Raw genomic sequence first — 12951 nt, 5'->3', positions numbered from 1 at the left:
GTAACACCATGCGCGCCCGCTCGCTTTCATTGATGATCATCGCCGCGGTAGTCATAAGTGGCTGTGCCACTTCGCGCCCGGCGGGCACGATTTCTCCCGCTCAGATTTCCCCACCCACCCACAGCACCCGGGACCTGGTGCGGCTGCCGCCACCGGCGGGGCCGATTTCGGTCGCGGTGTATGGGTTGCGTGACCAAACCGGCCAGTACAAACCTTCGCCGGACAGCTCATTCTCCACCTCGGTGACCCAGGGCGCGGCGTCGTTGCTGGTCACCGCGCTGCGCGATTCGCGCTGGTTCAAGCCGGTGGAACGCGAAAACCTGCAAGACCTGCTCACCGAGCGCAAGATCATCCGCGCCCTGGAAAGCCCGCAAGACAAAGCCCAGGTGCAGTTGCCACCGCTGCGCCCGGCCAACCTGATCATCGAAGGCGCGATCATCGCTTACGAGAGCAACGTGCGCACCGGCGGTGCCGGCGTGCGTTACCTGGGCATCGGCCCGTCCGACACCTACCGCCAGGACCAGGTCACGGTCAACCTGCGGGCGATCGACATCCGCACTGGCGACATCATCCAGAGCGTGACCACCACCAAGACGATTTTCTCGATCCAGGTGGATTTCGGCGTGTTCAAGTACGTGTCTTACCAGCACCTGCTGGAGGTCGAGACCGGCTTTTCGCAGAACGAGCCGGTGCAGCAGTGCGTGCGCGAGGCCATCGAGAATGGCTTGATCCACCTGATCGCCCAGGGGGCGCGTGATGGCAGTTGGAACCTGAAAAACCCCGACGACCTGAACAAGCCGTTGTTGCAGAGCTACCTGCAGGCCTACGACGAACAAACCACGTTGTCGCCGAGTGGCCCTGGGGCCAACCGCAAGGCTGCTGACGGAGAAGCCCATGGATCGTAACTTCAAGCACGCTTTGGCCGCTGCCCTGGCCGCCGCCGCGCTGCTGGCCTGCGCGCTGGCCCAGGCCGCCGACCTGGTGCCCGACGCCCGCTACGCCGGCATTCGCCCCAACGGTAGCAAGGTCGACATCACCCAGATCGGCAACGACCACACCGTGACCGCCGACCAGAGCGGCCGCGGCCAGCGCCTGGTCGCGGTGCAAAGTGGCGTGGCCAACACCGCCACGCTCAACCAGGGCGGCGCCTACAACGCTGCGTTGGTCAGCCAGTACGGCTACAACAACTACGTGCAGTTGGACCAAAGCGGGCGCAACAACCAGGCCGCGGTGCTGCAGGCCGGGGTGGCCAACCAGGCCAGCGTGGTGCAAAGCGGCGCCTACAACCAGGCGTTCGTCGGCCAATACGGCAGCGGCAACCAGGCCAGCGTGACCCAGAACGGTTTTGGCGGCAAAGTGGTGGTGACCCAGTACGGTAACAACGGTAAAGCCAGCGTAACCCAACAGTGAGCGCCATGATCGACTACAGCCACCTGGCAGTGTTCATCGACAGCCAGCGCGACGGCGCGGCGGTGATCATCCGCCCGCGCCTGGCCAACCCGCAGCCACTGGCCCTGCGCTACCGGATGACCGTCACCCAGCAGAGCAGCGCCGGCACCTCGAATATCGCCCAGGGCGGCGAACTGCGCAGCGATGCCAGCGCCGGCAGCGTGCGCCTGAGCGTGCCGGCGGGGGCAACCTGCCAGGTGCACCTGGAGGTGTTCGACGAAGACCGCTTGATCAAGGCGCTGGAGGCGCCGTGTGAGGGCGGGTAGGGCCTATCGCCCGGCACAGCCGGAGTGCCGGACCACGGCCTCCCACCCAGGTTTGTGTAAATCATTGATCTTTAAGGCAACATAGACCCCGTGGGAGGCCGGCTGTGCCGGGCGATGGGCCGGCCGGGCTTTAGGCAAACACGAAATACTTGCGCACCGTCTCGACCACTTCCCAGGTGCCTTTCATCCCGGGCTCGATCACGAACACGTCTCCGGCCTTCAGGTGCACTGGCGCTTCGCCGTCGGGGGTGATCACGCAGTAGCCGTCGAGGAAGTGGCAGTATTCCCACTTTTTGTAGTCGACCTCGAATTTGCCCGGGGTGCAGATCCACGTGCCCATGATCTTGCTGCCGTCGGCCGAGGTGTAGGCGTTGAGGTTCACTGTGTGCGGGTCGCCGCCGATGCGTTTCCATTGGGTGGCATCGAGCACGGGGGTAGGGCAGGTTTCGCGCAATACGGTAATGAAGTCGCTCATGGCGGGCTCCGCTGAAGGGGTGGCCCACCAGCCTAGGGCTTGGGCGGCGCCGCCACGTGTCTGGGAACGCCCTTTATTGGCCAGCCGCCACCGCCGCCGGCGCGTTGACCAGGTAACGCGCGTACTTGTGCACGAAGCGCCGGGTGCGCTCATGGCGCGGTTGGTGGAACAACTGCCGCGGCGGCCCTTGCTCGACCATCTGGCCTGCGTCCATGAAGATCACCCGGTCGGCCACCTCATAGGCAAAGCCCATCTCGTGTGTCACCACCACCATGGTCATGCGCCGCCCGGCCAGCTCGCGCATCAGCCCCAGTACCTCTTCCACCCGCTCTGGGTCCAGCGCCGAGGTGGGCTCGTCGAACAGCAGCACCTTGGGCTTGAGCGCCAGCGCCCGGGCGATGCCCACCCGCTGTTGCTGGCCGCCAGACAACGCCACCGGGTAGGCCTGGGCTTTGTCGGCCAGGCCCACCTCGGCCAGGTGCCGCAGCGCCAGCGCGTCGGCGGCCTGGCGGCTTAACCCGCGGGTCAGGCGCAGCGGCTCGCTGATGTTGCGCAGCGCGGTGAAGTGGCGGAACAGGTTGTAGTGCTGGAACACCATGGCGGTTTTACCGCGCAGGGCCTGGGCCTGGGCCTCGCTGATGTGCGGCGCGGTCACCGTGACATCGTCGATGCGCAGGGTGCCTCGCTGGGGCTGCTCGAGCAGGTTCAGGCAGCGCAGCAGGGTTGATTTGCCCGAGCCGGAGGGGCCGATGATCGCCACCACCTCACCCTCGGCCACCTCCAGCTGCAGGCCGCTGAGAATGGCCTGGCCAGCATAGGCTTTATGCAGGTCGTGTACCTCGATCATCGTTCAGCTCCGCTGGTAGGGCCGGCTCGCCCGGCGTTCCAGGCGTGCCTGGAGGAAAGAAAACAACACCGTCAGCACCCAGTAGATCAAGCCCACGGCCAGGTAGGCTTCGAGGAACTTGTAGCTGGCAGCGGCCATGATCTTGGCCTGGGCGAACAGGTCGACCACGCCGATGGTGAAGGCCAGCGAGGTGTCCTTGAGGATCAGGATGAAAAACGTGCCGGCCGGCGGCAGGGCGATCCGCGCTGCCTGGGGCAGCACCACGCGCCAGTAGGCCTGGCGCCGGCTCATGTTCACTGACAGCGCGGCCTCGTACTGGCCAGGGTCTACCGCCATCAGCGCCGAGCGGAACACCTCGGCCAGGTAGGCGGCGTTGCGCAGGCTCAGCGCGAGGATCACCGCGGTCATAGCGTTCATCGCGCTCAGTGCCGGCAGCAACTGCGGCAAGCCGAAGTACAGGATGAAAATCTGCACCAGCGCCGGCACCCCGCGCAGGAACGACACCAGCACCAGCAGCAGCGGATAGAACAGCGGCAGCCGGCGCTGGATCACCGCGGCGAAGGCCAGGCCACAGAGTACCGCGAAGAGAAACGACAGCACCGCGATAAACAGCACCACCGGCAGGTAGTGCAGCAGTTCCGGCACGATCGCCAGCAGGTAGGAAAAATCGATGTGCATGCCAGCCTCTAGTGGAACACCGGCAAGCGGTGCAGGTTGAAGGCGCTCACCGATACCGGCGCCGGGCGCCCGAGTAGCAGCGCCGTGGCGGCCTCGCCGATCGCCGGGGCGAGCTTGAAGCCGTGGCCGGAAAACCCACCCACCAGCAGCACCCCGGGTTGCCCGGGCGGGTGGCCGATCACGGCGTGGCTGTCGGCGCTGTAGGCATCCAGGTGGCCGCTGCTGCGCACTGGGTCTGGGTCCAGGCCGTTGAGAAAATGCTGGATCACGTGGCGGGTGTCGGCCAGCTCAGCCTCGCTGATGCGCAGGTCGACCTGGTCGGGGTGCTCGACCACATGCCCGGGTGTGCTGATGCCGACCTTGACCATGCTGCCTTCAAGGCTTGGTACGCCAAAACTGAAGTAACCCTGGCTGCGCCGGGTGAAGATCGGAAAGCGCTCAGGGCTGAACGCGGCGATGTCGCGGGCGGGGAACCACGACAGAATCAGCTTGCGGGTGAACACCGGGCTGCCCAGTGCCGGGTACAGCCGCTTGACCCAGCCGCCGGCGGTCACCAGAACTTTGTCGAAGCGCTGCCAGGCACCGGCCAGCTCCAACCACACGCCGTCGCCACGTTGCTCGACGCGCGCCACGGGGCTGTGCCCGTGCACCTCGGCACCGAGGTCGCGGGCGCGGCGCAGGGCGCTGGTGACTGCCAGCTCCGGGCGCAAGTAGCCGGATTCGCGATCGAAAATCACCACTTCGTCGTCGCTGAAGCGGTGTGCGGGAAAGCGCGCCCTGGCCTCGGCGGGGGCCAGCCGTTGATGGTCGATGGCGAACTGCTCGATGCTCTGCAGCACCCGGGCAATCGCCTCGTCGGCCGGGTGGCCAATGGTCAGCCCGCCGTTCAGGTGCAGCAGCGCCTGGCCGGTCTGGGCTTCAAGCTCACGCCACAACACCCGCGCGCGCTTGAGCAGCGGCACGTACTGCGGGCCTTCTTTATAGGCGGTACGGAACAGCCGGCTTTCGCCGCCTACTCCGGTACGCGCGTCGGCCAGGCCGAACTGCTCGAAGCCCACCGCCTTAACGCCCTGTTGCGCCAGTTGCCACAGCGCCAGGCTGCCCATGGCGCCAAGGCCGATTACCGCCACTTTCATTGGCTCACCCGCCATTGCCCATGGGCGTCCAGCAGGTGGGCGGCGCTGGCGTTCTGGCGCGCCTGTTGCGGGCTTTTACAGCCTGGGATCACGCTGGCCACCGCCGGGTTGCGCAGGCACCAGGCCAGGGCCCACTGGGCGATGGGCACGCCCTTGGGTACCTCGTCCCGGGCGACCTGCTGGGCCTCGCGCAACCAGCCCTGCACGCTGGCGGCGTCGTGCTGATGGCGCACGTCGTGGTCGCCAAAGGTCGCCCCGGGGGCGTACTTGCCGCTCAGGTAACCGCTGGCCAGCGGCACCCGCGCCAGCACCCCGAGGCCATCGGCCTGGGCCTGGGGCAGGGCGTGCTGCTCGGCGCCACGTTGCAGGCGGTTGTACACCACCTGCAGCGCCGCGGCGCCGACCCCGGCGGCGGCCTGCACCTGGGCGGGGTTGCCGTTTTTATCGACCGACACCCCCAGGTGGCCGATCTTGCCGGCCTGCTGCTGGTCACGCAACAACTGCCAGAGTTCGTCGTTGAAGAACACGCTGTCGGCCCCGGAATGAAATTGGTACAGCTCGATACGCTCGCTGCGCAAGGCGCGCAACGAGGCCTCCAGTTGCCCGAGTACTTCGCGCGGCTGCCAATGCTGGCTGCGCTGGAACGGCCCATGAAAGTGATGGCCGAACTTGCTTGCCACCACCCAGTCGCTGCGCCGGCGCCGCGCCAGGTAGTCGCCGATGCGGCGCTCGGCCAGGTGGTCGCCGTAGCACTCGGCGGTGTCGATCAGGTTCACCCCTTGCTCGGCGGCGGCATCGAGAATGGCGTCTACCGCCGCCTGGCTGAAGGGTTCGCCCCATTCGCCGCCGTATTGCCAGGTACCGATGCCGATCACCGAAACCTTCAGCCCGGTGCGGCCCAGTGGCCGATAATGCATGGCAAAGCCCTCAGGCGTAGAAGCCGGGCACCGGCAACTCGCCCTTGAGCGCATGGCGCCCGAGGGTGAGCAGCTTGTACTCGGCAGGGTTGTGCAGGGTGTGGGTGCGCACATTGCGCCAGAAACGGTCATGGCCGTAACGGCTGGCGGTGGCGCGCGCGCCCATCACTTCGAATACCCGGCTGGTGATGCCGAGCGCTACGCGCCCGCCAAACACGTTGGCCGCCGCCACCTGCAGGCCGGTATGGCCGCGCTGCTCGGCGCTGAGCGCCAGGCCTTGGGCGAACGCTTGGTCCCAGGCGGCGCTGGCGCGCTCGGCCAGCGCCCGGAAGGCCTCAAGCTCGGCGGCGAACTCGCCGTACTGGCGAATGACCAGCGGGTCGTCCTCGGCCCGCTCCACCCCGGCGGTGTGCCACGGCCGCGACTGCTCGCGGGTATAGCGCGCCGCCTCGGCCAGGGCGCCCTCGGCGCTGCCGAGAAACACCTGGGTGAGCACCAGTTGGGCGAGGATCGGCCCCAGGGTATTGAACGCCAGCACCTCGCCTTCGGCGCCCACTGGCGCGCCGCTGAGCACCTGGCCATCGCTGACCCACACCTGGTCATAGCTGACGGTGCCGCTGCCGGTCTGGCGCTGGCCAATGGCGTCCCAGTCGTTGTGGATGCGCAGGCCTTCGGCGTCGGGGCGGATCACCGCGCGCAGCAGGGTGTCGGGGTCGCTTTCCAGGCGGAAGGTGATCACCAGGCGGTCGGCATAGGGCGACCCCGAGGTGAACTGCTTAACCCCGTTGAGGCGATAGCCGCCGGCCTCGCGGCGAGCGAGCACGCGGCGGTCCAGCGAGTTCAGCGCGTTGCCCCAGAACCAATGGGCCTTGGCGCTCTCGCGCTGGAGGGCGGCAAATTGCTCGGGGCTGGCGCAGGTTTGCGTGACCAACTGATCGAGAAAGTGGTAGCCAAACAAGTGCGCCAATGAGCCATCGACCCGAGCGAAGCGCCGTACCACCTCCAGCGCCAGCGACCAGGGCGCGCCCTGGCCGCCGTGCTCGCGGGCGATCAGCAGCGTCAGCAGGCCGCTGTCACGCAGCAGCGCCACTTCGGCATGGGCATTGCCGCCGGCCTTGTCACGGGCCACGGCGGTGCTGGCAAAGTGCGCGGCCAGGCGCTCGGCGCTGGCCAGCGCGGCGGCGGCATCGGCGGCGGAGATACACTGGCTCATGGCTTGGATACATCCGTGCCCACCCACTTGGCCGACAGCCGGGTCAGCGTGCCGTCTGCGGCCAGCGCAGCCAGTGCCTGGTCGAAGCGCGCGGCAAAAGCCTGGTCGTCCGGGGTGTTGCGGAACGGGAAGGCCTGCTGGATTTCGTACAGTTTTTTCTCGCTGCCCAGTTGCAGCGGCAGGTTCTGCGCCTTGATCTGCACCAGCGCGGTGATCTGGCTGTCGATGAAGGCGTCAAGCCTGCCGTTGGCGACATCGCCATAGACGCCGCTGTTGTCCTGGTACGTTTTAACGGTGAAGGGGTTGCCGTGCTGCTCGTTCCACTGGCTGGCGTACTGCTGCAGGTTGTTGCCGAGCATGGCGCCGAGGGTTTTGCCCTTGAGGTCGTCGAGGGTATGGATCGGGCTGCCGTTTTTCACCACCAACTGCGCGCCGCTGTAGGCGTAGGGGGTGGAGAACAGGTATTTCTGCTTGCGCGCTTCGGTCACCGAGACCAGGTTGGCGATGGTGTCGATGCGCTGGGTGTCGAGCATGCCGAACAGCCCGCTGAACTCAGCGGTCGTCCACTCAATACGGTAGCCCAGCTTGGCGCCCACGGCGTTGAGCACATCCACGTCGTAGCCGGCCAACTGGCCGGAGGCATCGCGCTGGGTGAACGGCGGGTAGGCGCCGGAGGTACCCACGCGCAGCACGGTTTGGCTGCTGCCGCCGGCAGCGGCCTTGGCGCTGCTGGCGGCGGGTTTGTCGCAAGCGGCCAGCAGTACAGCGGCGCCACTGAGCAGGAACAGGCCCGCCAGGCGGGTGAAGGCAGATGCGGTCATCGACAATCTCTAGGCAGTAGGGTGGGCAGGCAGGCGCTGGGCCACCTGGCGGTGAAAAAGCGGCAGTTCTTGCAAGGGGTAGCGGAAGCTCAACAGCAGCATCTCGATGCCCAGTGCCTCAAGCTCGGCAATGCGCGTGGCGACCTGTTCGTAGGAACCCACCAGCCCGGTGCGCAGGCCTTCATTGATCGCCACGAAGCTGGCCAGGCCATCGTCATCGCGCCACATGCCCTGGGCTTCCTTGGCTTTTTCGCGAAACTGCTCGATGGCTTGGGTATCCGCGGCGGCGAGAATCTGCGCCAACTCGGCCTGGGCCTGGGCGTCGCTGTCACGGGCGATCACAAAGGCGTTCACCGAGAAGCGCACGCGCCGGCCGTGCTGGCGGGCGATGGCACTGACCGCGTCGATCTGCTCCTTGAGCCGGGCGTGGGGCGCGCCGTTGATGAAGTACCAATCCGAGTGCTCGCCGGCCATCTGCTGCGCGGCGGCAGAATTGCCACCCTGGAAGATCGCCGGGTAGGGCCGCTGCAAGGGCCGCGGGCGTTGGGTGGCGTCTTCGATCGGGTAGAAGCGCCCGGCGAAGCTGAAGCGCTCATGCTGCCAGAGGCCCTTGAGCACCTGCAGGTATTCGCTGGAGCGCTGATAGCGCTCGGCGTGTTCACCCCATTGGGCGCCGAGGCTGTGCTGTTCTTGCTTGAACCAGCCGGTGACCAGGTTCACGTGCCAACGGCCCTGGCTGATGTGATCGAGCGTGGCGCCCATCTTGGCCAGGGTGGCCGGCGGCACGAAGCCCGGCAGGATCGCGCTGATTACCCGCAAGTGTTGGGTGTGGCTGGCCACGGCGGCCGCCAGCACCAGCGGGTCGAGCTGCCCGGGGGCGCTCTCGGGCTGGCCGTGGGCGGCCAGGTAGCGCACCGGGAACAACATACCGAAGAACCCGGCGGCGTCCGCGGCCTGAGCCAGGGCCAGGTTGTAGGGGTAGCTGGCATCGAGGTTCTGCTCGACCTCGGCGCGCAAGAAGCCGCCGTTGCCGCTGGTGGCCCAGGTTGAATACTGCATGGGTGCAGCCCTTGAACTGTGACGTGGGCTGACGGTAAGGCGCGCGCTGGCTGAGGCTAAAGACCGATTGGTGCTGGCCTGAGCACCATTGGGTATTGGCACCGCGCAGGCTGGCCGGGGTAGTGGAGCCGGCCAGGCTTATGCATATTCCGCAATGCTATTTGGCGGCGTTATGCCAGCTGATTACCGTGGCGTGGCCAACCCAATAAGGACTTGCCATGCGCCTGCGTTTCAATGCTGTCACCGTTACCCTGTTTGCCGCGCTGCTGGGCGCGGGCTCCCTGGCCCAGGCCGCGGCGCTGAAGATCGGCACCACCGCGGCCTTTGCCCCACCCCTGGAAACCGCCGTGGCCGAGGCCAGGAAGCAAGGGCTGGAGGTTGAACTGGTCGAGTTCAATGACTGGGTCACGCCCAATACCGCGCTGGCCAACAAAGACCTCGACGCCAACTACTTCCAGCACATTCCGTTTCTGGAAAACGCCAACAAGACTGCCGGCCTCAATCTGGTGCCCGTGGCACCGGGGATCATCAACAACATCGGCCTGTATTCGAAGAAATACACCCGCCTGCAAGCGCTGCCCGACGGCGCCAAGGTGGCCATCGCCAACGACGCCATCAACGGCGGCCGTGGCCTGTTGCTGCTGGAAAAAGCCGGGCTGATCAGCCTCAAGCCGGGCGTGGGCTACAAGGCCACCCTGGCCGACGTGACCGCCAACCCCAAGCATTTGCAGATCGTCGAGCTTGAAGCGGTGCAACTGGCGCGGGTACTCGACGACGTCGACCTGGCCCAGGGTTACCCGCACTACATCCGCCTGGCGAAAACCATCGACCCGAACGCGGCGCTGCTGTTCGACGGGCTGGACCACCCCGAGTACGTGATCCAGTTCGTCGCCCGGCCGGACAACCAGAGCGACCCGCGCCTGAAGCAGTTCATCGACCTGTACCAGCACTCGCCGGTGGTGAAGCAGGCGCTGGACAGCGCCTATGGGAAGTTGTATCAGCCTGGCTGGTGAGGGCCATTCAAGGCGAAGGCGTGATGTCTGCCTTGAACCACTTCTCCGACAGCCGCTTGACCGTGCCGTCGGCCAGCGCCGCCGCCAGCGCGCCGTTGAACTGCTCCTTCAGCGCGGTATCGCGCTTGCGAAACGCCAGCGCCTCGCCCGGGCCCCAGATCGGCCCGCCGAGGGTTGGCCCGGCCATCTTGATCCCCTGGTTCTCCGGGCTGGCCAGCGCTGAAGAGAAGAACGTCACGTCGTCGAAGGCAAAGTCGATGCGCCCGGCGTTGAGGTCCATCATGTGCTCGCCGGACTTGGTGTACACCTGCACCCGCGCCACGTCGCCAAAGTTCTGGTTGATGAAGTCGGTGTAGGCGGTGCCCGACTGAATGCCAATGGTCTTGCCCTTGACCATCGCCCGCAGTTGCTCGATGGCGGCGGCGTCCTGGGTTTTGTCGCCGCTGAGCTTGATCACCGACTGGCTTTGCGCCTGCAACTCGGCGCTCGGCGCGGCGCTGACGAACACCGCCTGGGTCGAGGCGTAGGGGCTGGAGAAGTCGACGATCGCCTGGCGCTCCGGGGTGATCACGATGGCATCCATCAGCATGTCGAATTTGCCGGCATTGAGCCCGGCGATCATGCCGTCCCAGTTCTGTGCCTGCAGCGGGCAGTCGAGCTTGAGGCGCGCGCAGAGGTCTTTGAGCAGCTCGGGTTCGAAGCCGGCGATCTCGCCGCTGGGCAGGGTGGTGTTCCACGGTTCGTAGGCGCCTTCGGTGGCGACCCGCACGGTGGTCCATTCGGCCGCCTGGGCGGCCAATGCGGTACTCAGAAGGGCGCAAGTGACAAGCGCACGCACAGCGGTTGAGAAGTCGTTCATCAGGTTCCCCATCAGGTTCAAGGCACGGCAGGGGTCAGTAGGGTTACAGCCGGTTTTTTTATTGTTTTGCTCGGTGTTGGCTAGGCGGTGCGGCCGTAGAAGCCTAGCTGCTCTTCGGCGCTGAACAGCACGCCGGGGCGTTCATAGTAGGAAAACACCGCGACCATGCGCTCGCGGGCGCCACGCACCGGGGTCACCCGGTGGGCGGTGTTCTTGCCGCGGAACACATTCAACGTGCCGGCTTGCAGCCGGAGGGTCCGCACGTGGGCGTCGCGGCCTTCGAGCAGCTCGGCGACGCCAGCGTAGTTGGGGTCGTTGTCACTGCGCAGGTCTGTGCGGTACTGGAATTCGCCGCCCTGGTCGGGGGCTTGCAGCATCAGCGTGGTGGTGAATTCGGAGCGGTCGAAGTGCCAGTTGAGGGTTTCGCCCTCGCGGTAACTCATCACATTGACCCGCGCCAGCGGGTCGGCCATCAGGTGCAGCGCGGGTTTATCCATCACCGCCGCGAGAAACACCAGCAGCGGCGGGTATTCGTACACCTGGGTGACCAGGCTGCTTTGCAGTTGGTCGGCACACAGGGTGTGGCTCACCGTTTCGACCCGGCGCAGCGCCGGGTGGTCGCCCGGCAGCCCGTCGATCTGCGGCTTGAAGTAAATGTTGTGGGTGCGGCTGTGGGTGTGGGACTCGCCGCGCATCGCCGGTTCGAGCTGCCGCGCCGCCTCGGCGATCACCTCGGCGCGCACGAAGCCTTCGAGGTTGAACATGCCGTGCGCCCGCAGCGCCTGCCGTGAATGCTCCACCAGGGCTTGCCAGGCGCCGCTGCCGGGCTGGTCGAGGGGGTAGCGCTGAAGGTCGATAAGCAGGCTCATGGGGCACCTCCGTGTTGAGATGTAGCGAGGTTATTCCAAGAAAAAGTTAGCCACAACGGCATAAATTGTTAGCATCGGCCAAGAAAAACTTAACGGAGAACCTGCCCATGCGCTTGCCGCCGCTCAATGCCGTGCGCACTTTCGAGGTCGCCGCCCGGCTTGAAAGTTTCGCCATGGCCGGGGCTGAACTGGGGGTGACGTCCGCCGCCGTGAGCCAGCAAATCCGCCACCTCGAGGACTTTTTCGGGAAAAAACTCTTTGTGCGCAACGGCAATCGCCTGGCCCTGACCGACGCCGGCCTGGCGATGTACCCGCAAACCGCCAAGGCCCTCGAAGAACTGGCGGCGATGACCCTGCGCACCCTGGAGGGCGAGTTGCGCACGCGCCTGATCGTCAGCGTGCCGTTCTCGCTGGCCGAGGGCTGGTTGGCGCCGAAGCTGGCCACGCTGCTGGCCAGCCACCCACAGTGGTCGGTGGATGTGCGGGTGGAAGACGACCCGGTCGACATCGCCCGCCACGCCATCGACCTGCGGGTGAGCTACGGCGAGTACCACTACCCGGCGTGCCAGGCCAGCCCGCTGTTTCACGATGAGGTGCTGCCGCTGTGCTCGCCGGGGTTCTGGCACCAGCATGGCAACCCGGAGTTCGACCTGGGCGCGCTGCACGACAGCCAGTTCATCCATACCCAGTGGGGGGCGCAGTTTGCCTCGCACCCCACCTGGGGCGATTGGTTCGCCGCCCAGCGCGCCGCCCGCGCGCCAGACCCGGCCGCGGGCCGGCGCTCAGGGTTGTCGAGCCTGGCGATTACCCTCGCCGCGTTGGGGCTGGGGGTTGCCCTGGGCCAGCGGGCGCTGGCGGCCCAAGCGATCCGTGACGGGCGGTTACTGCTGCTGGCCCAAGCGCCGTTGAAACTGGGGCATGGGTACTGTGCGTTTATCCCCCGCGGCAAGCTGGGGCGGGGCGATGTGCAGCGGTTGTTGCAAGTGTTGCAGGGGTAGGGCGGGCGTGGGCAGCGATGCTAGAGTGCCTGTTCATTACGCAGAGGGCACCCTATGAAAGGCTATTGGATCATCCTGGGCAGCGACGTGAAGGACCCTCAGGCGCAAGCCGAATACGGGCGCTTGTGGAAGCCGATCGCCGAGAAATACGGCGCGGTGCTCAAGGTGTTAGGCGCCGGCGCGTTGCAGGAAGCGCTCCACAGCCAGCGGGTACTCGCGGTGGAGTTTGCCTCCATCGAGTTGGCCCGGGCCTGTTATGCCGACCCTGCCTATGTGGAAGCCAAGGGTTTCGCGTTGCGTGCTTCGGCGCGGGAGTTGCTGATCGTGGAAGGTGAGCTGGCCTGACAGGCG

General features: G+C 66.4%; 16 protein-coding genes. 6 read left to right on the top strand and 10 right to left on the bottom strand.

Features of this window, described 5'->3' with window-relative positions:
• Positions 1–8: 8 nt before the first annotated feature.
• From ACFZCE_RS21685 to csgH, 3 genes are read left to right on the top strand one after another with little or no spacing between them, the layout of a single operon-like run.
• A complete protein-coding gene (locus ACFZCE_RS21685; protein WP_390942579.1) occupies positions 9–905 on the top strand; it encodes a CsgG/HfaB family protein in 897 nt (298 codons plus the stop codon).
• Positions 895–1410 (top strand): curlin-associated protein, encoded by a 516-nt coding sequence (locus ACFZCE_RS21680; protein ID WP_390942578.1) that lies wholly within the window; start codon positions 895–897, stop codon positions 1408–1410. Before ACFZCE_RS21685 ends, ACFZCE_RS21680 begins: the two co-directional genes overlap by 11 nt.
• 5 nt (positions 1411–1415) lie before the next feature.
• Positions 1416–1715, top strand: coding sequence for a curli-like amyloid fiber formation chaperone CsgH (csgH, locus tag ACFZCE_RS21675; RefSeq protein WP_390942577.1), 300 nt, complete (start codon positions 1416–1418; stop codon positions 1713–1715).
• A 130-nt stretch (positions 1716–1845) separates the two neighbouring features.
• Here csgH and ACFZCE_RS21670 read toward each other — a convergent pair whose 3' ends face one another.
• The 8 genes from ACFZCE_RS21670 to ACFZCE_RS21635 all read right to left on the bottom strand — a co-directional run bounded on the left by ACFZCE_RS21670 (position 1846) and on the right by ACFZCE_RS21635 (position 8861).
• Positions 1846–2190 (bottom strand): cupin domain-containing protein, encoded by a 345-nt coding sequence (locus tag ACFZCE_RS21670; protein ID WP_390942576.1) that lies wholly within the window; start codon positions 2188–2190, stop codon positions 1846–1848.
• Between the two features lie 73 nt (positions 2191–2263).
• Positions 2264–3037 (bottom strand): ATP-binding cassette domain-containing protein, encoded by a 774-nt coding sequence (locus ACFZCE_RS21665; RefSeq protein WP_390942575.1) that lies wholly within the window; start codon positions 3035–3037, stop codon positions 2264–2266.
• A gap of 3 nt (positions 3038–3040) precedes the next feature.
• Positions 3041–3715, bottom strand: a complete 675-nt coding sequence (locus tag ACFZCE_RS21660; RefSeq protein ID WP_390942574.1) for an ABC transporter permease subunit — start codon at positions 3713–3715, stop codon at positions 3041–3043.
• An 8-nt stretch (positions 3716–3723) separates the two neighbouring features.
• Positions 3724–4851 carry an N-methyl-L-tryptophan oxidase gene (gene solA / locus ACFZCE_RS21655; protein WP_390942573.1) on the bottom strand — a complete coding sequence of 376 codons (1128 nt, stop codon included), beginning with the start codon at positions 4849–4851 and terminating at the stop codon, positions 3724–3726.
• Positions 4848–5768, bottom strand: a complete 921-nt coding sequence (locus ACFZCE_RS21650; protein WP_390942572.1) for an aldo/keto reductase — start codon at positions 5766–5768, stop codon at positions 4848–4850. The genes solA and ACFZCE_RS21650 overlap by 4 nt, the downstream gene beginning before the upstream one ends.
• A gap of 10 nt (positions 5769–5778) precedes the next feature.
• Positions 5779–6981 (bottom strand): acyl-CoA dehydrogenase family protein, encoded by a 1203-nt coding sequence (locus tag ACFZCE_RS21645; protein WP_390942571.1) that lies wholly within the window; start codon positions 6979–6981, stop codon positions 5779–5781.
• The gene (locus ACFZCE_RS21640) at positions 6978–7802 is read right to left on the bottom strand and encodes a transporter substrate-binding domain-containing protein (RefSeq protein ID WP_390942570.1); all 825 of its coding nucleotides are present in this window, start codon (positions 7800–7802) and stop codon (positions 6978–6980) included. The genes ACFZCE_RS21645 and ACFZCE_RS21640 overlap by 4 nt, the downstream gene beginning before the upstream one ends.
• Positions 7803–7811: 9 nt before the next feature.
• Positions 7812–8861, bottom strand: coding sequence for an LLM class flavin-dependent oxidoreductase (locus tag ACFZCE_RS21635; RefSeq protein WP_390942569.1), 1050 nt, complete (start codon positions 8859–8861; stop codon positions 7812–7814).
• Between the two features lie 218 nt (positions 8862–9079).
• On the opposite strand from ACFZCE_RS21635, the gene ACFZCE_RS21630 reads away from it, so the two are divergent.
• Complete coding sequence (locus ACFZCE_RS21630) at positions 9080–9874, top strand: MetQ/NlpA family ABC transporter substrate-binding protein (RefSeq protein WP_390942568.1); 795 nt, start codon at positions 9080–9082, stop codon at positions 9872–9874.
• A 7-nt stretch (positions 9875–9881) separates the two neighbouring features.
• Here the strand turns inward: ACFZCE_RS21630 and ACFZCE_RS21625 are convergent, their stop codons facing one another.
• The gene (locus ACFZCE_RS21625) at positions 9882–10673 is read right to left on the bottom strand and encodes a transporter substrate-binding domain-containing protein (protein WP_390942567.1); all 792 of its coding nucleotides are present in this window, start codon (positions 10671–10673) and stop codon (positions 9882–9884) included.
• A 140-nt stretch (positions 10674–10813) separates the two neighbouring features.
• Positions 10814–11602, bottom strand: coding sequence for a 2OG-Fe(II) oxygenase (locus ACFZCE_RS21620; protein ID WP_390942566.1), 789 nt, complete (start codon positions 11600–11602; stop codon positions 10814–10816).
• Between the two features lie 107 nt (positions 11603–11709).
• Between ACFZCE_RS21620 and ACFZCE_RS21615 the strand changes: the two genes are divergently transcribed.
• Together ACFZCE_RS21615 and ACFZCE_RS21610 are read left to right on the top strand one after the other, a co-directional pair.
• Complete coding sequence (locus tag ACFZCE_RS21615) at positions 11710–12600, top strand: LysR substrate-binding domain-containing protein (protein ID WP_390942565.1); 891 nt, start codon at positions 11710–11712, stop codon at positions 12598–12600.
• A gap of 54 nt (positions 12601–12654) precedes the next feature.
• Positions 12655–12945, top strand: coding sequence for a DUF1330 domain-containing protein (locus ACFZCE_RS21610; protein WP_390942564.1), 291 nt, complete (start codon positions 12655–12657; stop codon positions 12943–12945).
• Positions 12946–12951: the final 6 nt, after the last annotated feature.

The sequence above is a fragment of the Pseudomonas sp. NPDC007930 genome, assembly GCF_042958985.1.
In the GTDB taxonomy this organism is placed as follows: Bacteria; Pseudomonadota; Gammaproteobacteria; order Pseudomonadales; family Pseudomonadaceae; genus Aquipseudomonas.
The sequence above is the reverse complement of the archived record's forward strand: the minus strand, read 5'-3'. Positions and strand labels throughout refer to the sequence as shown.